This is a genomic window from Streptomyces sp. NPDC004647 (assembly GCF_040609575.1).
Taxonomy (GTDB): Bacteria; Actinomycetota; Actinomycetes; order Streptomycetales; family Streptomycetaceae; genus Streptomyces.
Map to the genome: position 1 here is coordinate 38,589 of NZ_JBEXKU010000038.1, position 16,084 is coordinate 54,672.

Below are 16,084 nucleotides of genomic sequence, written 5' to 3' on the forward strand. Positions count from 1 at the left end.
AATGCCAGCACGGAACGAGGAGGCCATGCGATACCCCCGCAGGACACCGGGCGGCGCCGCGCCGCGACCCGCGCCCCCGGCGCGCGGACGACGAGCGCACGCCGGTCCGCCCGCCGACGAAGCGGAGTCGTCGGCCGTACCGCCCGGGCGGCGGACCGCCACCGGCCGGTTGCGGCTGCGGCCACGGAGCGTACGAGCCAAGATCGTCTGCCTGCTGATGGTGCCGGTCGTCTCGCTGCTGGGACTGTGGGCGTTCGCCACTGTCGGCACCGCCCAGGAGGTGGCGCGGCTGCGGCAGTTGCAGCGTGTGGACTCACAGGTGCGAGAACCGGTCGCCACGGCCGTGGACGCTCTGCAGCAGGAGCGCAGGGCCGCCGTCCGGCACCTCGCCGAGCCCACGGCGGACCGTGCCGACCTCGCCGGGCACACGCGGCGCACGGACCGGACGATCCAGCGGCTCCGGCTCGGCGAACGCCACACCGTCGCCGACGCCATGGAGCTCCCCGCCGGAGCCGCGCACCGTATGAACAGCTTCGTGGCCCGTGCCGAGAGCCTGGCCGCGCTGCGCCCGAGCATCGCCGATCGCGGCGTGAGCTGGGACAAGGCCTACGGCGCGTACACCGACGCCATCGACACGGCCCTCGGGGCCGGAGGGGCCCTGGCGGGCGTACAGGACCCGGGGCGGGCCTCCGACGCGCGCGTGCTGCTGGAGCTGGCACGCTCCCGCGAACTGCTGTCCCGTGAGGATGCCCTGCTCTCCGCGGCCCAGCTGACCCGGTCGCTCGACGGGGACCGCTACCGGCAGTTCGCCGGCGCAGTGGAGGCCCGGCGGCTCCTCGAGGACGGGTCGGTGGCCGATCTGCGCGGTGCGGACCGCCGGAGGTGGCGCGGGATCTCCGAAGGGAGTGCGCACGCGGGCGTGCGCGCCGTGGAGGACAAGGTGCTGCGCGCCGCCCCTGGGCGCAAAGCGGCGGACGCCGCGCCGGCGGACACCTGGGACCGGCCGTACGACACCCTCCGGAGCGATCTGCGCAGGCTGGAGACCGGCGCTTTCAGCGCGGCTGCCGAAGGCGCCGATCCGTTCACCCGCGGGCTGTCGGCCCCGGCCGGAGCGGCCGTACTGCTCGGACTCGCCGCCGTCATCGCCTCCCTCGTCATCTCCGTGCGCATCGGCCGCGGCCTCGTCGTCGAGCTGATCACGCTGCGCAACAGCGCCCTCGAGCTGGCCCGGCACAAACTTCCGCAGGCCATGAGGAGGCTGCGAGCGGGGGAGGGGATCGACATCACCGCCGAGGCCCCGCCGGGGCCACCTGCCGAGGACGAGGTCGCCCAGGTCGGCGAGGCACTCGGCAGCGTCCACCGGGCGGCCCTGCGAGCCGCCGCCGAACGGGCCGAACTCGCCGACGGGGTCTCGGGGATCTTCGTCAACCTCGCCCGGCGCAGCCAGGTCCTGGTACACCGGCAGCTCGCCCTGCTCGACAGCATGGAGCGGCGCGCCGAGGACCCGAACGAACTCGGCGACCTCTTCCGGCTCGACCACCTCACCACCCGGATGCGCCGCCACGCGGAGAGCCTGATCATCCTCTCGGGAGAGGCCCCCGGGCGCGCCTGGCGGCTGCCGGTCCCCCTGACCGACGTGGTCCGGGCCGCCGTGTCCGAGGTCGAGGACTACGCGCGCGTGGAGGTGCGGCAGCTTCCCGAGGCGGCCGTTGCCGGGGCCGCGGTCGCCGACCTCACCCACCTGCTCGCCGAACTCCTGGAGAATGCCGCGCAGTTCTCCCCGCCGCACACCAAGGTGCGGGTCAGCGGGGAACCGGTCGGCAACGGCTACGCCCTCGAGGTCGAGGACCGTGGCCTGGGCATGGGCAAGGACAGCCTGGCCGAGGCCAACCGGCGCATCGTCCAGTCCGAGGCGCTCGATCTCTTCGACAGCGACCGGCTGGGGCTCTTCGTGGTGAGCCGGCTCGCCGCCCGGCACGGTGTCAGGGTCTCCCTGCAACCCTCCCCGTACGGCGGTACGACCGTGGTCGTGCTGCTGCCGAAGGCGCTGCTGGAGGCGGCGGAGATCCCGCAGCCGCTGAAGAAACCCGCGGCCGGGCAGGGAGTGGCCGGGCAGGGACCGAACCGGATAGCGGCGGCCCGCGCCAACGGCCGTCCCACGGCTGTGCCCGGTCCACGGCCCGGTCCACGGCCCGTTCCAGGGCTGTCCGCCCCCCGCCACCGGTCAGGGTCCGGAGGCGGCGAGATGCCGCCCGGCCCGCGGCGGGTGCTCGCCACCGAGCAGGGGCGGGTGCTCCCCACCGAGCAGGGGGGTCCGGACAACGGCGAGCTGCCGCGCCGGATACGCCAGGCCAGCCTGGTACCCCAGCTGCGCGAGGCGCCCGCGTCCGAGCCGCCGACCGTGTCCGCACCGACCGGAGATGAGCCCGAAGAGCGCACTCCGGAACAGGTCCGCGCCCGTATGGCGGCCTATCGCAACGGCTGGGCCCGGGGCGGGGACGCTCCCGCCGCCGGAGCAAGCAAAGGAGACCGATCATGATCGAGCCCCACCGAACCGACGCCGCGCACTCCACCGGGGAGCTCGACTGGCTGCTGGACGACCTCGTCACCCGGGTCCAGGAGGTACGGCACGCGGTCGTGCTCTCGGGTGACGGCCTCGCGGTGGGAGCCTCGGACGGGCTCACTCGCGAGGATGCCGAACACCTCGCCGCCGTGGCCTCCGGTTTCCACAGTCTGGCCAAGGGCACCGGACGCCATTTCCAGGTAGGCGGCGTGCGCCAGACGCTGGTCGAGATGGACGGCGGATTCCTGTTCGTGGCGGCTGCGGGTGATGGATCCTGCCTCGCCGTTCTCAGCACCGTCACCGCCGATGTGGGCCTCATCGCCTACGAGATGGCCCGGCTCGTGAAGAGGGTGGGCGAACACCTGGACGCGCCCGCCCGGTTCACGGCACCGCAGCCGCCGGCCGCGGGCTGACCGGCAGGGCGGCGGCGGACATGACACCGGATATGCCGAGAGGACGGCTGCAGCGGTACAGCAGCAACTGGTACGACGCCGAAGCAGGCCCTCTCGTCCGCCCGTACGCGATGACCGGCGGGCGGACCCGGCCCGCACCCGGCAGTGCACCGCTGGACCTGATCGCCCTCGTCTCCCTCGACACGAACGCGGAGGGTGGAGCCGACCGTGCCTGGCTGGGTCCCGAGCACCGGACACTGCTCGCTCTCTGCGAGTCCGAGAGCCAGTCGGTCGCCGAACTGGCCGCGGACGCCGACCTTCCGGCGGGCGTCGTCCGTGTCCTCCTCAGCGACCTGCTCGAACTCGGCTGCGTCCGCGTCAGCAGGCCCGTACCCCCGGCGCACCTCCCCGACGAGAACATCCTGAGAGAAGTGATCGATGGACTCCGCGCGCTCTGAAACCGCCGAACAGGCCGCCGACGAGGCACTCGCACTGAAGATCCTCGTGGCGGGCGGATTCGGGGTGGGCAAGACCACCCTGGTCGGCTCGGTCAGCGAGATCCGCCCGCTGCGCACCGAGGAACAGCTGAGCGAGGCCGGCCAGACCGTCGACGACACGGGAGGCGTCGACAGGAAGACCACCACCACCGTGGCCATGGACTTCGGCCGCATCACCATCCGTTCGGGGCTCTCGCTCTATCTGTTCGGCACTCCGGGCCAGGATCGTTTCTGGTTCCTGTGGGACGAGTTGTCCACCGGTGCGCTGGGCGCCGTGGTCCTCGCCGACACCCGCAGGCTGGAGGACAGCTTCCCCGCGGTGGACTACTTCGAGCACCGCTCCATACCGTTTGTGGTGGCGGTCAACTGCTTCGCGGGGGCACGGAAGTTCGGCGCGCAGGAGGTACTGCGCGCCCTCGATCTCGATCCGGGGACCCCGGTGGTGCTGTGCGACGCGCGGGACCGGGACTCGGGGAAGGAAGTGCTGGTCAGACTTGTCGAGTACGCCGGACGGATCCACACTGCCCGGTTGCTCGACTCGGTGGGCTGAGCTGCCGGACCGCTCGACGGCACCTGGGTCGACGGCACCCAGGACGATGGCACCCGGCCGGTCTCTCGACGGTACCTAGTCGGTCAGGCCGGACAGCGCGACCGCCCGGTCGACGCGCACCCGTACCAGGAGCTCGCCCGGCACGCCGTTGCGGGCACCGTACTCCTCGGCGCGTTCCGCGCCCACGTAGCGGGCCGCGATGCGGGTCGCCCAGCGGCGCAGTTCGGGGAGTTCCTCGCTGATCTGGGCGCGGCCCTGGAGCGTGGTGAAGGCGTACGGCGGCCGGTCGTCCTCCACACAGATGGCGACCCGGTCGTCACGCCGCAGATTGCGACCTTTGACCGTCTCCTTGCCGGTGGTGAGGACCAGGTCGTCGCCGTCCAGCACGAACCACACGGGTGCGACGTGCGGGCTGCCGTCGGCCCGTACGGTCGACAGCTTGGCGGTCCGGGTGCCCTGGGTTACGAACGCGTGCCATTCGTCGTGCGTCATCGTCTGTGCCATGGGCCCCATCCTGTGCCATGGGCGGCCGCCCCGCCCGGTACGACGCCCGCACCGGCAGGGTGGCTTGCCCGGACGGCCCAGGTGGGACAGGCTGGCACGGCAGTTGAGGGGAAAAGCCACGCTGGACGGGGAGGCACGACATGGCGCTCGACAAGGAGCTCGACTGGCTGCTGGACGACCTGACGAAGAGGGTCGAGGACGTGCGGCACGCACTGGTGCTGTCGAACGACGGTCTGGTGACAGGAGCGAGTGATGGACTCGTGCGCGAGGACGCGGAACACCTCGCGGCGGTCTCATCCGGGCTGAACAGCCTCGCCAAAGGCTCCGGGCAACACTTCGGAGCGGGACGGGTGCGGCAGACGATGGTGGAATTCGACGACGGGGTCCTGTTCGTGACGGCGGCGGGCGACGGGAGCTGTCTGTGCGTACTCAGTACCGCGGACGCGGACATAGGCCAGATCGCCTATGAGATGACCCTGCTCGTCAACCGGGTCGGCGAGCATCTGGGGGTCTCGGTACGGCAGGGCGGCCGGACCATCGGCGGCTGACCGCTCCACGCCCACGCAGCCGACGCCACCACCACCCACCGCTGTCGCCACCGCTGTCGTCTTCGCTGTCTCCACCGCCGTCGCCCTCGATGGCGCCGTCGCGGGAGTTATCCACAGGCGGAGCGAACTGACGCATACCCGGGCTACGGTCGTCACCGAGAGTGAACGACCGCAGCGGGGGAGGACCGTCATGACAGTGCGGGAACGGGGCACGGCACACGGCGCGGGGGAGACGCTCGCCTATGGCAGGGCCGCGGAGGAGCTGGGCCTGAAACGGCGGGAGCTGGACCTCGCGGTGCAGCTCGAGGAGGTGCGCACCGTCGCCGTCCCCGGGACGGGGCGGCGGCGGGTGCCGCGGTCGGAAGTGGCCCGGTTGCGGGAGGCCGAGGATTTCCCGGGCGGCCTGCTCGAGCGCGTGCGGGTGGTCGGAACCGCGCAGGGTGCGGAGCTGATGGGGATCAGTCCCGAGCGCTTCACCCGTCTCGCACGGGTCGGCTGCTTCAGTCCGGTGAAGTTCTACATCAATCGCTACCGGGCCGTCGTGTGGCTCTATCCGGCAAGGGAGCTGCGCACGTTCGCGGAACGCGAGCCGGGCCTGCTGACCGGGAGCACGCCCACGAACCTGCGGGCGATGCTGGATGCCGGGGAGGACTGGCGGGCGCGGAACTGGCGCGGTCGGCGCATCGGGCAGCTGGCCAGGCAGACCGATGACCCGTGGGAGCGGGCCGCGTTGTCGGCCGCGGTACTGGCGGCCGACGAACTCGCGGACGTCGTGGACGATCCGTACGAGCGGGCGTACTTGCGCAGACTACGGCCCGCGCTGGTGCCCGTTCGGGCCGACACCACCGCTACGTGGGATGTCGTCGAGCGGCTGATCACGGCCGACGACCCCGACGAGATCCTCTGGAACCGGATCGGCCTGGCGCTCTCGCTGGACGAGGCCAGGGCTGTGCGACAGGCTCCGCGGCCGGGCTCGAACGGCACGGCTGATCTGCCCGCTGCGGCTGCGACGCGGAAATCGGCGCCGGTTCCGGCTCCGGCCCCCGGGCGGAATCCGCAGTACGAGCGGAACCCGGACCAGCAGCGAAAACCGGAACCGGAGCCGAAGGAGAAACCGGAACCGGAGCCGAAGCCGGGACCGGTGACCGAATCGGCCGAGTGTTCACGCGGCCTGCTGGGATGGCTGCGCTTCCGCACCGGGTAGGGCACCGTTGTGACGGACGCTCACCCTTGCAGCCGGCGGAAGAGCCCCTCCTGCATCACGGAAACGAGGAGTTGGCCGTGGCGGTCGAAGATCTGGCCGCGCGCCAGGCCTCTCCCGCCGGTGGCGATGGGCGACTCCTGCTGGTACACGAACCATTCGTCCGCCCGGAAGGGGCGGTGGAACCACATGGCGTGGTCCAGGGAGGCGATGTCGAACCCCCGTGATCCCCAGAGCGGTTCGATCGGGACGCGGACCGCGTCCAGCAGCATCATGTCGCTGGCGTAGGTGACAGCGCAGGTGTGGACCAGTGGATCGTCCCCGAGCGGACCCACCGCCCGCATCCAGACCGCACTGCGCGGCTCGACGCCTTCGAGTTCCTCCTTGGACCAGCGCAGCCGTTCCACATAGCGGATGTCGAAGGGCATCCGGCGTCCCATGCGCTCCAGTGCATCGGGCAGGTCGCCGAGCTGCTCGCGGAGCTCATCTCGCAGCGTCGGCAGCTTCTCGGGCTCGGGGACCTCGGGCATGGGCAGCTGCTGTTCGAAGCCGGGCTCCGGCTGATGAAAGGAGGCCGTCAGATTGAAGATGGTGCGGCCCTGCTGTACCGCCACCACTCGTCGGGTGGTGAAGGACCGTCCGTCCCTCACCCGCTCCACCTGGTAGACGATCGGCACACCCGGCCTCCCGGGCCGCAGGAAATACGCGTGCAGGGAGTGCACCGGGCGGTCCCCGTCCGTGGTCCGCCCCGCAGCAACCAAGGCCTGCCCGGCGACCTGCCCGCCGAAGACCCGTTGCAACGACTCGTCGGGGCTTCGTCCACGGAAGATGTTCAGCTCGATCTGCTCGAGATCCAGCAGATCGACGAGGCGGTCGGCGGGGTTGGTCATCGTTGCTCCTCGTCCGGTTCCACAGCAGCGCCAGACTAGATCAGCAGCAGCCCGGGCACGCTCCGCAGGCCTCCTGGCCTCCTGGCCTCCTGGCCTCAGGCCGAAGCGGCCGCGGCCGGGATCCGGCAGACCACAGCCGACAGCGCGCCCGACCCCGGACGGCGCTGCTACAGCTGACCCACCGAGGTGACACGGACGACCGCGCGGCTCTCCTCGTCGGAGGCCGCGAGGTCGATCTCGGCGCTGATGCCCCAGTCGTGGTCGCCACTGGGGTCGGCGAAGGTCTGCCGGACCTTCCACAGCCCGTGCTCGGGCTGCTCCTCGATCTGCAGCAGCTTGGGGCCGCGCGCGTCAGGACCGGTCCCCAGGTCGTCGTACTCCTCCCAGTACCCGTCCATGGCGTCCGCCCAGGCGTCCTCGTCCCAGCCGGTCTCGGCATCCATCTCGCCCAGCTCCGCCACCTTGTCCAGCGCCGCCAGCTCCACCCGGCGGAACATCGCGTTGCGCACCAGCACCCGGAAGGCGCGGGCGTTCGCCGTGACGGGCTTGACCTGGTCGGCCCGCTCCTGCGCCTCCTCCGCCGACTCCTCCTCCGGGTTAGCCAGCTGCTCCCACTCGTCGAGGAGGCTGGAGTCGACCTGACGGACCATCTCCCCGAGCCAGGCGATCAGATCCTGGAAGTCCTCGGACTTCAGATCGTCCGGGACCGTGTGTTCCAGGGCCTTGTACGCGCTGGCGAGATAGCGCAGCACGATGCCCTCGGTCCGGGCGAGTTCGTAGTGCGAGGTGAACTCGGTGAAGGTCATCGCCCGCTCGTACATGTCGCGGATGACCGACTTCGGGGAGAGCGGGTGGTCGCCGACCCACGGGTGGCTCTTGCGGTAGACGTCGTACGCGTGGAAGAGCAGCTCCTCCAGCGGCTTGGGGTACGAGACGTCCTGGAGCCGCTCCATCCGGTCCTCGTACTCGACGCCGTCCGCCTTCATCTGCTGCACGGCCTCCCCCCGCGCCTTGTTCTGCTGCGCCGCGAGGATCTGCCGCGGGTCGTCCAGCGTGGACTCCACGACCGACACCATGTCCAGGGCGTACGAGGGCGAATCGGGGTCCAGCAGCTCGAAGGCCGCCAGGGCGAAGGTCGACAGCGGCTGGTTGAGCGCGAAGTCCGACTGCAGGTCCACGGTCAGCCGTACGACCCGCCCCTGCTCGTCGGGTTCGTCCAGCCGCTCGACCACCCCGCCGTCGAGCAGCGAGCGGTGTATCCCGATGGCGCGCCGGATGTGCCGCAGCTGCGAGCGGCGGTCCTCATGGTTGTCCTCCAGCAGCCGCCGCATGGCCTCGAAGGCGTTGCCCGGACGGGCGATCACCGACAGCAGCATCGCGTGGGTGACACGGAAGCGGGAGATCAGCGGCTCGGGGTCGGAGGCGATCAGCTTCTCGAAGGTGTTCTCGCCCCAGCTGACAAAGCCCTCCGGTGCCTTCTTCCGGACCACCTTGCGGCGCTTCTTGGGATCGTCGCCCGCCTTGGCGAGGGCCTTCTCGTTCTCGATGACATGCTCGGGCGCCTGGGCGACGACAAAGCCCGCGGTGTCGAATCCGGCCCGTCCCGCACGTCCGGCGATCTGGTGGAACTCCCGGGCCCGCAGGGTGCGCACCCGGGTTCCGTCGTACTTCGTCAGCGCGGTGAACAGCACCGTGCGGATGGGCACGTTGACGCCCACGCCCAGGGTGTCCGTACCGCAGATGACTTTCAGCAGGCCGGCCTGCGCCAGCCGCTCGACCAGCCGCCGGTACTTCGGCAGCATCCCGGCGTGGTGCACCCCGATCCCGTGCCGTACGAATCGCGAGAGGTTCCGGCCGAACCTGGTGGTGAACCGGAAGTTCCCGATCAGCGCCGCGATCTCGTCCTTCTCCTGACGCGAGCACATATTGATGCTCATCAGCGCCTGCGCCCGCTCCACCGCCGCCGCCTGCGTGAAGTGCACGATGTAGACCGGTGCCTGATGGGTCTCGAGCAGCTCGGTCAGTGTCTCGGTGAGCGTCGTCGTGCGGTACTCGTACGACAGTGGTACGGGCCGGGTCGCGGAGCGTACGACCGAAGTCGGGCGGCCGGTGCGGCGGGTGAGGTCCTCCTCGAAGCGCGTCATGTCGCCGAGCGTCGCGGACATCAGGACGAACTGCGCCTGCGGCAGTTCCAGCAGCGGGATCTGCCAGGCCCAGCCGCGGTCCGGCTCGGCGTAGAAGTGGAATTCGTCCATCACGACCTGGCCGATGTCGGCGTTCCTGCCGTCGCGCAGCGCGATGGAGGCGAGCACCTCCGCCGTGCAGCAGATGACGGGGGCGTCCGCGTTGACCGACGCGTCGCCGGTCAGCATGCCGACGTTCTCGGTGCCGAAGAGCTTGCACAGGTCGAAGAACTTCTCCGACACCAGGGCCTTGATCGGCGCGGTGTAGAAGGTCACCTTGTTGTCGGCGAGCGCGGCGAAATGCGCGCCGGCCGCAACCAGGCTCTTGCCCGAGCCCGTCGGTGTGGACAGGACGACGTTCGCCCCCGAGACCACCTCGATCAACGCTTCTTCCTGGGCGGGGTAGAGGGAGATACCCCGTTCCTCGGCCCACGTCGAGAACGCTTCGAAGAGGGCGTCGGGATCGGCGTCGTTCGGCAGATGATCGATAAGGGTGGTCACGCCCTCCATACTGCCTGCCTTCCGGCCGGAGGAGGGAACCGGCCGATCGGACGAAGATCACGGGGCGGTACGCTGTGCCGCCGACAGGGCGTCAACACACAAGAGCACATGGGGTGGGAAGAGCATGATGGGACCGGCGCACTCGCTGTCCGGGGCGGCGGCCTGGCTGGGGGTGGGCGCGGCGGCAGCCGCGGCCGATCGTCCGATGCCCTGGCCCGTACTCGTCGTCGGCGCCCTGATATGCGCGGGAGCGGCGCTCGCCCCCGACCTCGATCACAAGTCGGCGACGATATCGCGCGCCTTCGGCCCGATCTCGCGCGGCGTGTGCGAGGTGACCGACAAGCTCTCGTACGCCGTGTACAAGGCCACGAAGATGCAGGGTGACCCGCGGCGCACGGGCGGCCACCGCACGCTCACCCACACCTGGCTGTGGGCCGTACTCATCGGGACCGGGACGGCGGTCCTCGCGATGACGGGCGGCCGATGGGCCGTGCTCGCCGTCCTTTTTGTCCATATGGTGCTCGCCGTGGAGGGACTGCTGTGGCGGGCGGCCCGGGTCTCCAGCGACGTCCTCGTCTGGCTGCTCGGCGCGACCAGCGCATGGATCCTTGCCGACATTCTGCACAAACCGGGCAATGGGGCGGACTGGTTGTTCACGGCGCCGGGCCAGGAGTACCTGTGGCTCGGCCTGCCCATCGTTCTCGGGGCCCTCGTGCACGACATCGGCGACGCCCTGACCGTCTCCGGCTGCCCGATCCTGTGGCCGATCCCCATCGGCCGCAAGCGCTGGTACCCGGTCGGTCCGCCGAAGCCCATGCGCTTCCGCGCGGGCAGCTGGGTGGAGCTGAAGCTCCTCATGCCCGTCTTCATGCTGCTCGGCGGTGTGGGCGGGCTGGGAGCTCTCGGCGTCATCTGAGGGCTGCGGAGTTCCGGCGGGCCGTTACTCAACTTACCTGCTGGTAGGAAGTCGGTTGTCGCAATCTGTTGACGCCATACCAGCCGGTCGGTACGTTCACTCGCACTTCACCCCCCGGGTCTCTGCTCTCCCATGTCGGCGCCGACATGTCTCCGCTCAGTCCCCTCGTCCCCGTGAAGGGCGGCACCATGGACACACCCCCGACTCTCAGCGCCGATTCCGCAATAGAAACCTCCCGCCGCCGGCGCACCGCCGGCGCGGCAGCTCTGGCCTCGGCCGTCGAGTGGTACGACTACTTCATCTTCGGCATCGCCGCGGCCCTGGTCCTCGGGGACCAGTTCTTCCCCACGGCAAGTCCGGTCGCCGGCGTGCTGGCGGCCTTCGCCACCTTCGCCGTCGGCTTCATCGCCCGACCGGTCGGCGGCGTCATCGCCGGCCACTTCGGTGACAAGCGCGGCCGTAAGCCCATGCTCGTCCTCGCGCTGACCGTCATGGGCGTGGCGACCACCGCCATCGGCCTGCTGCCGTCCTACGACACGATCGGCATCCTCGCGCCGGTCCTGCTGGTTCTCCTCCGCGTTCTGCAGGGCCTCGCCGTCGGCGCCCAGTGGGGCGGAGCCATGCTCATGGCCACCGAGTACGCGCCACCGGGTAAGAAGGGGTTGTACGGCAGCCTCGTCCAACTCGGCGTCCCCATCGGCGTCGTCACCGCCAACACCGCGTTTCTGATCGCCACGAGCGTCACCCCGGGCGCCGCGTTCGCGTCCTGGGGCTGGCGGCTGCCGTTCGTGGTCGGCCTCCTCGTCCTCGTCCTCGCCTGGTACATCCACACCCGCGTCGAGGAGACCCCGGAGTTCCGGGAGGCCGAACAGCGGCTCGCCGCCCAGGAGAAGGCGCAGAGCGGCGAGCGCTCCCCGCTGCGCGAGATCCTGCGCAATCACCGGGGGACCGTACTGCTCGCGGGCGGTTCGTTCGCCGTCAACACCGCGACGTTCTACATCCTCATCACGGGTGTGCTGGACTACACGACCCGCGAACTCGGCATGGACCGCAATGCCGTATTGATGGTCTCGCTGGTGGTCAGCTGCTTCCAGCTGCTGATGATCCCGGCCGCGGCGGCGCTGTCCGACAAGATCGGCCGGATCAAGGTCTACGAGATCGGCGCCGTGGGTCTGCTGCTGTGGGCGGTCCCGATGTTCCTGCTCATCGACACCGGCTCGCTCCTCTGGCTGGCCGTCGGGACGTTCGTCGGCTGCTTCTTCCTCAGTGTCATGTACGGTCCGCAGGCGGCGCTGTTCTCCGAACTGTTCACCGCGGAGATGCGCTACACCGGCGCATCGCTGGGGTACCAGATCAGCGCGGTGCTCGGCGGCGGGCTCGCACCCTTCGTGATGGTGCTGCTGCTGCAGAGCACGGGTACGTCGATGTCGGTCTCCGGCTACATCATCGGCCTCTCCGTGATATCCCTGCTCTCCATCGCCGTCCTCAAGCGCCGGGCGAAAGCCTAGGCAGCGCCCGTGTCCGGCCGTCCGCCTGCTGCATCGCTGCGCAGGCGGACGGCCGGGCCGCCGCGACAGCCCGTCGGGACATCGGAACAGCCTGTCCCGAGAGCCTCAGTCGTGCCAGGACCGCCAGAGCGCCGCGTACGCCCCGTCCGCCGCGACCAGCGCGTCATGGCTGCCGAGTTCGCTGACCCGCCCGTTCTCCACCACCGCGATCACATCCGCGTCGTGCGCGGTGTGCAGCCGGTGCGCGATGGCCACGACCGTCCGGCCGTCGAGCACCCGGGCCAGCGACCGCTCCAGATGCCGGGCCGCCCGCGGGTCCAGCAGCGAGGTCGCTTCGTCGAGCACCAGGGTGTGCGGATCGGCCAGGACCAGCCTGGCCAGCGCGATCTGCTGCGCCTGGGCCGGGGTGAGCGCCAGGCCGCCCGAGCCGACTTCGGTGTCCAGGCCCTCCCCGAGCGCGCGCGCCCAGTCCTCCGCGTCCACCGAGGACAGCGCCGCCCAGAGCTCGGAGTCCTGTGCTCCCGTACGGGCCAGCAGAAGGTTGTCCCGGAGCGAGCCCACGAACACATGGTGCTCCTGGTTGACCAGCGCCACGTGCTCGCGCACCCGCTCCGCGGGCATCCGGGCCAGCTCGGCGCCGCCGAGGGTGACCTCGCCGGCCCGCGGGGCGTAGATCCCGGCCAGCAGCCGCCCCAGCGTGGACTTGCCCGCGCCGGACGGTCCGACCAGGGCCAGCCGGGTCCCCTGCCGTACGTCCAACGACACCCCGTGCAGCACGTCGCTGCCCGCGCGGTAGCCGAACCGGACCTCCTCCGCCCGGACATGCCGGCCATCGGGGGAGATCCCGTCCTCCGTGTCTCCCGGCCCGATCTCCCGGACCCCCACCAGCCGGGCGAGCGACACCTGCGCCTCCTGGAGCTCGTCGTACCAGCGCAGGATCAGACCGACCGGCTCCACCAGCATCTGCGCGAGCAACGCGCCCGTCGTCAGTGCGCCCGCCGTCATCCAGCCCTGCAGCACGAACGTTCCGCCGACCATCAGCACCGAGGCGAGAACCAGGACGTAGAAGACGTTGATCACCGGGAAGAGAACCGAGCGCAGCCACAGGGTGTAGCGCTCCCAGGCCGTCCACTCGCGGATCCGCTGTTCCGACATCTCGATCCGGCGCCCGCCGAGCCGGTGCGCCTCGATGGTCCGGCCGGCGTCCACGGTCTCGGTGAGCGCCGCGGCCACCGCCGCGTAGCCCGCCGCTTCCGAGCGGTAGGCGCTCGGCGCCCGCCGGAAGTACCAGCGGCACCCGATCAGCAGCACCGGCAGTGCGACCAGCACGGCCAGAGCCAGCGACGGTGCCGTCACCGTCAGGCCGCCGAGCAGCAGTCCCGCCCAGCCCACGCCGATGGCGAGCTGCGGCACGGCCTCCCGCATGGCGTTGGTCAGCCGGTCGACGTCGGTGGTGATCCGCGACAGCAGATCCCCGGTCCCGGCGCGCTCCAGCACACCGGGCGGCAGACCCACGGACCGTACGAGGAAGTCCTCGCGCAGATCCGCGAGCATCTCCTCGCCGAGCATCGCGCCGCGCAGCCGCACCAGTCGGACGAACACGGTCTGCACCGCCAGGGCCACCGCGAACGCTGCGAGGGTCGGCTCCAGCCGGACCTCGGTACCGGCCGAGAGATCCTCGACCAGTCCGCCCAGCAGATACGGGCCGACCATGGAGGCGATCACGGCGACCGCGTTCACCGTCACGAGCACCGTGAAGGCGCGGCGGTGCCGCCTCAGCAGTTCACGGACATAGCCGCGTACGGTCGCGGGCGAGCCCACCGGCAGAGTCGTCGCCGACTGCGGTGCGGCGGGGTCGTGCTCCGGCGGCGCCACGCCGATCATGCCGATTCCTCCATCTCCGCCAGTGCGCTCTCTGCCGGTCCGGGCCCGGCCCGTTCGGGGTCCTGCGGCTGCCGGGCCCGCAGCTCGGGTTCCGTTTCCCGGGTGACGACCGCCCGGTAGCCGGAGTGGCTGTGCAGCAGCTCGCGGTGGAGCCCGACCGCCGCCACTTCGCCCCCGGGTACGAACACCACCCGCTCGGCCCGGTCCAGCAGCAGCGGGCTGGACGCGAACACGACCGTCGTACGGCCCGTGCGGATGCGCCGGATCCCGTCCGCCACACGGGCCTCGGTGTGCGAGTCGACAGCGCTCGTCGGCTCGTCCAGCACCAGCACCTCGGGGTCGGTGACCAGCGAGCGGGCCAGCGCCAGCCGCTGCCGCTGTCCGCCGGACAGCGACCGGCCGCGCTCGGTGATCCGCGTCCGCATCGGGTCCCCGGACGGCTCCGCCGAGGCCTGCGCCAACGCGTCCAGCACATCGCCGCACTGCGCCGCCGACAGCGCCTCGGCTGCCTCCACCGCCCCCGAGGACGGGACATCGAGCAGTTCGGCCAGCGTCCCGGAGAGCAGTACCGGGTCCTTGTCCTGGACGAGCACCGCTGCCCGGGCAGCCGCCAACGGCACCTCGTCGAGGGCCGCACCGCCCAGCAGCACCGAGGGGCCGGGCTCGTCCTCCGGCTCCTTCGGGGCGTGCCCGCCGAGCCGGTCGGCGAGCAGCCCCGCCGCGTCCGGGTCGCCGCACACCACCACTGTCAGCCGCCCGGCGGGGGCGAGCAGCCCGCTCACCGGGTCGTACAGGTCGCCGCCCGCGAGCGGCCCCGCCGAGTCGGCGGACCCGTGCGCGGTACGCCGCAGCGCCAGTACGCGGGCAGCCCGCTTCGCCGACGGCCGGGAGAAGGAGTACGCCATCGCGATCTCCTCGAAGTGCCGCAGCGGAAAGAGCAGAAAGGTGACCGCGCCGTACACGGTGACCAGCTCTCCGATCGTGATCCGGCCGTCGAGGGCGAGCCGGGCGCCGTACCAGACCACGGCGATCAACAGCAGGCCGGGCAGCACCACTTGCACGGCGCTGATCAGCGCCCACATCCGGGCACTGCGCACCGCGGCCTTCCTGACCTCCTGCGAGGCGCTCCGGTAGCGGCCGAGAAACAGCTCCTCGCCGCCGATGCCGCGCAGCACGCGCAGCCCGGCGACCGTGTCCGATGCCAGCTCGGTGGCCCGGCCCGCCTTCTCCCGCTGCTCGTCCGCGCGTCTGGTGGCGGGCGGCAGCAGGGGCAGCACGGCCAGCGCCAGCACCGGCAGACCGGCCGCGACGACGACGCCCAGCGCGGGCTGGTACACCACCAGCGCCCCGCATACGGCGACGGAGGCGAACGCGGCGGCGGCGAACCGGGAGAGGGCCTCGACGAACCAGCCGATCTTCTCGACGTCACCGGTCGACACAGCGGTGATCTCACCCGCGGCGACCCGCCGGGTCAGCGTGGCGCCCATCTCCGCGGTCTTGCGGGCGAGCAGTTGCTGCACTCGGGTCGCCGCGGTGATCCAGTTGGTGACGGCGGTGCGGTGCAGCATGGTGTCGCCCAGGGCGATGACCACGCCCAGCACGGCCATCAGCCCGCCGGCGAGGGCGAGCCGGCCGGCGGAGCGGTCGAGGACGGCCTGCACCGCGATGCCGACGGCCGCGGGCAGCAGGGCGACACCGGCCATGTGCAGGGTGCCCCAGAGCAGGGACCTGACCTGGCCGCCCAGCTGCTGTCTGCCCAGCCACATCAGGAAGCGGGAGCCGGACCGTACGTCGGGGACGCCGGGATCGGGATACGGAAGATCGCGAATCTGCATGACGTCCCAGGGATCGGTCTCGTCGTTCTCGTTGGTGAGCCGTGCAAGGTTCGCGCTGGGAAGCAGCTCAAATCAACCGATTTTCCGGGCTCTTCGTCGCCTCGGAGGAGGA

13 protein-coding genes are annotated in these 16,084 nt (G+C 71.1%); 8 read left to right on the forward strand and 5 right to left on the reverse strand.

All coding sequences use genetic code 11. From position 1 onward, the window contains the following. Positions 1-25 precede the first annotated feature (25 nt). The 4 genes from ABZW18_RS18560 to ABZW18_RS18575 are packed head-to-tail and all read left to right on the forward strand — an operon-like array spanning position 26 to position 4,002. Complete coding sequence (locus tag ABZW18_RS18560; RefSeq protein WP_356188580.1) at positions 26-2,539, forward strand: ATP-binding protein; 2,514 nt, start codon at positions 26-28, stop codon at positions 2,537-2,539. Then, entirely contained in the window at positions 2,536-2,976 is a 441-nt protein-coding gene (locus tag ABZW18_RS18565) for a roadblock/LC7 domain-containing protein (RefSeq protein ID WP_356188582.1), read from the forward strand. Before ABZW18_RS18560 ends, ABZW18_RS18565 begins: the two co-directional genes overlap by 4 nt. Positions 2,977-2,996: 20 nt before the next feature. Further along, positions 2,997-3,413, forward strand: coding sequence for a DUF742 domain-containing protein (locus tag ABZW18_RS18570; protein WP_356188584.1), 417 nt, complete (start codon positions 2,997-2,999; stop codon positions 3,411-3,413). Then, the gene (locus tag ABZW18_RS18575; protein ID WP_356188586.1) at positions 3,394-4,002 is read left to right on the forward strand and encodes an ATP/GTP-binding protein; all 609 of its coding nucleotides are present in this window, start codon (positions 3,394-3,396) and stop codon (positions 4,000-4,002) included. The genes ABZW18_RS18570 and ABZW18_RS18575 overlap by 20 nt, the downstream gene beginning before the upstream one ends. 75 nt (positions 4,003-4,077) lie before the next feature. Here ABZW18_RS18575 and ABZW18_RS18580 read toward each other — a convergent pair whose 3' ends face one another. Then, the gene (locus tag ABZW18_RS18580; protein WP_356188588.1) at positions 4,078-4,506 is read right to left on the reverse strand and encodes a PPOX class F420-dependent oxidoreductase; all 429 of its coding nucleotides are present in this window, start codon (positions 4,504-4,506) and stop codon (positions 4,078-4,080) included. A 140-nt stretch (positions 4,507-4,646) separates the two neighbouring features. On the opposite strand from ABZW18_RS18580, the gene ABZW18_RS18585 reads away from it, so the two are divergent. Next, positions 4,647-5,054 carry a roadblock/LC7 domain-containing protein gene (locus ABZW18_RS18585; RefSeq protein WP_356188590.1) on the forward strand — a complete coding sequence of 136 codons (408 nt, stop codon included), beginning with the start codon at positions 4,647-4,649 and terminating at the stop codon, positions 5,052-5,054. Positions 5,055-5,244: 190 nt separating this feature from the next. Then, positions 5,245-6,258 carry a DUF6397 family protein gene (locus ABZW18_RS18590; protein ID WP_356188592.1) on the forward strand — a complete coding sequence of 338 codons (1,014 nt, stop codon included), beginning with the start codon at positions 5,245-5,247 and terminating at the stop codon, positions 6,256-6,258. A 20-nt stretch (positions 6,259-6,278) separates the two neighbouring features. Here ABZW18_RS18590 and ABZW18_RS18595 read toward each other — a convergent pair whose 3' ends face one another. Then, a complete protein-coding gene (locus tag ABZW18_RS18595; protein ID WP_356188594.1) occupies positions 6,279-7,145 on the reverse strand; it encodes an acyl-CoA thioesterase II in 867 nt (288 codons plus the stop codon). A 167-nt stretch (positions 7,146-7,312) separates the two neighbouring features. Then, positions 7,313-9,838 (reverse strand): DUF3516 domain-containing protein, encoded by a 2,526-nt coding sequence (locus ABZW18_RS18600; RefSeq protein ID WP_356188596.1) that lies wholly within the window; start codon positions 9,836-9,838, stop codon positions 7,313-7,315. A gap of 115 nt (positions 9,839-9,953) precedes the next feature. On the opposite strand from ABZW18_RS18600, the gene ABZW18_RS18605 reads away from it, so the two are divergent. Together ABZW18_RS18605 and ABZW18_RS18610 are read left to right on the forward strand one after the other, a co-directional pair. After that, positions 9,954-10,745 carry a metal-dependent hydrolase gene (locus ABZW18_RS18605; RefSeq protein WP_356188598.1) on the forward strand — a complete coding sequence of 264 codons (792 nt, stop codon included), beginning with the start codon at positions 9,954-9,956 and terminating at the stop codon, positions 10,743-10,745. A gap of 188 nt (positions 10,746-10,933) precedes the next feature. Then, a complete protein-coding gene (locus ABZW18_RS18610) occupies positions 10,934-12,253 on the forward strand; it encodes an MFS transporter (RefSeq protein WP_356188600.1) in 1,320 nt (439 codons plus the stop codon). Between the two features lie 105 nt (positions 12,254-12,358). Here ABZW18_RS18610 and ABZW18_RS18615 read toward each other — a convergent pair whose 3' ends face one another. Continuing rightward, a complete protein-coding gene (locus ABZW18_RS18615) occupies positions 12,359-14,137 on the reverse strand; it encodes an ABC transporter ATP-binding protein (protein ID WP_356188602.1) in 1,779 nt (592 codons plus the stop codon). Next, entirely contained in the window at positions 14,134-15,972 is a 1,839-nt protein-coding gene (locus ABZW18_RS18620) for an ABC transporter ATP-binding protein (RefSeq protein WP_356188604.1), read from the reverse strand. The genes ABZW18_RS18615 and ABZW18_RS18620 overlap by 4 nt, the downstream gene beginning before the upstream one ends. Positions 15,973-16,084: the final 112 nt, after the last annotated feature.

What these genes read in the sequence shown, in the direction of transcription:
- ABZW18_RS18620 (WP_356188604.1), bottom strand. Translation starts at nt 15,972, where the DNA reads ATGCAGATTCGCGATCTTCCGTATCCCGATCCCGGCGTCCCCGACGTA.
- ABZW18_RS18605 (WP_356188598.1), top strand. Translation starts at nt 9,954, where the DNA reads ATGATGGGACCGGCGCACTCGCTGTCCGGGGCGGCGGCCTGGCTGGGG.
- ABZW18_RS18600 (WP_356188596.1), bottom strand. Translation starts at nt 9,838, where the DNA reads ATGGAGGGCGTGACCACCCTTATCGATCATCTGCCGAACGACGCCGAT.
- ABZW18_RS18610 (WP_356188600.1), top strand. Translation starts at nt 10,934, where the DNA reads ATGGACACACCCCCGACTCTCAGCGCCGATTCCGCAATAGAAACCTCC.
- ABZW18_RS18615 (WP_356188602.1), bottom strand. Translation starts at nt 14,137, where the DNA reads ATGATCGGCGTGGCGCCGCCGGAGCACGACCCCGCCGCACCGCAGTCG.
- ABZW18_RS18580 (WP_356188588.1), bottom strand. Translation starts at nt 4,506, where the DNA reads ATGGCACAGACGATGACGCACGACGAATGGCACGCGTTCGTAACCCAG.
- ABZW18_RS18590 (WP_356188592.1), top strand. Translation starts at nt 5,245, where the DNA reads ATGACAGTGCGGGAACGGGGCACGGCACACGGCGCGGGGGAGACGCTC.
- ABZW18_RS18585 (WP_356188590.1), top strand. Translation starts at nt 4,647, where the DNA reads ATGGCGCTCGACAAGGAGCTCGACTGGCTGCTGGACGACCTGACGAAG.
- ABZW18_RS18575 (WP_356188586.1), top strand. Translation starts at nt 3,394, where the DNA reads ATGGACTCCGCGCGCTCTGAAACCGCCGAACAGGCCGCCGACGAGGCA.
- ABZW18_RS18565 (WP_356188582.1), top strand. Translation starts at nt 2,536, where the DNA reads ATGATCGAGCCCCACCGAACCGACGCCGCGCACTCCACCGGGGAGCTC.
- ABZW18_RS18570 (WP_356188584.1), top strand. Translation starts at nt 2,997, where the DNA reads ATGACACCGGATATGCCGAGAGGACGGCTGCAGCGGTACAGCAGCAAC.
- ABZW18_RS18560 (WP_356188580.1), top strand. Translation starts at nt 26, where the DNA reads ATGCGATACCCCCGCAGGACACCGGGCGGCGCCGCGCCGCGACCCGCG.
- ABZW18_RS18595 (WP_356188594.1), bottom strand. Translation starts at nt 7,145, where the DNA reads ATGACCAACCCCGCCGACCGCCTCGTCGATCTGCTGGATCTCGAGCAG.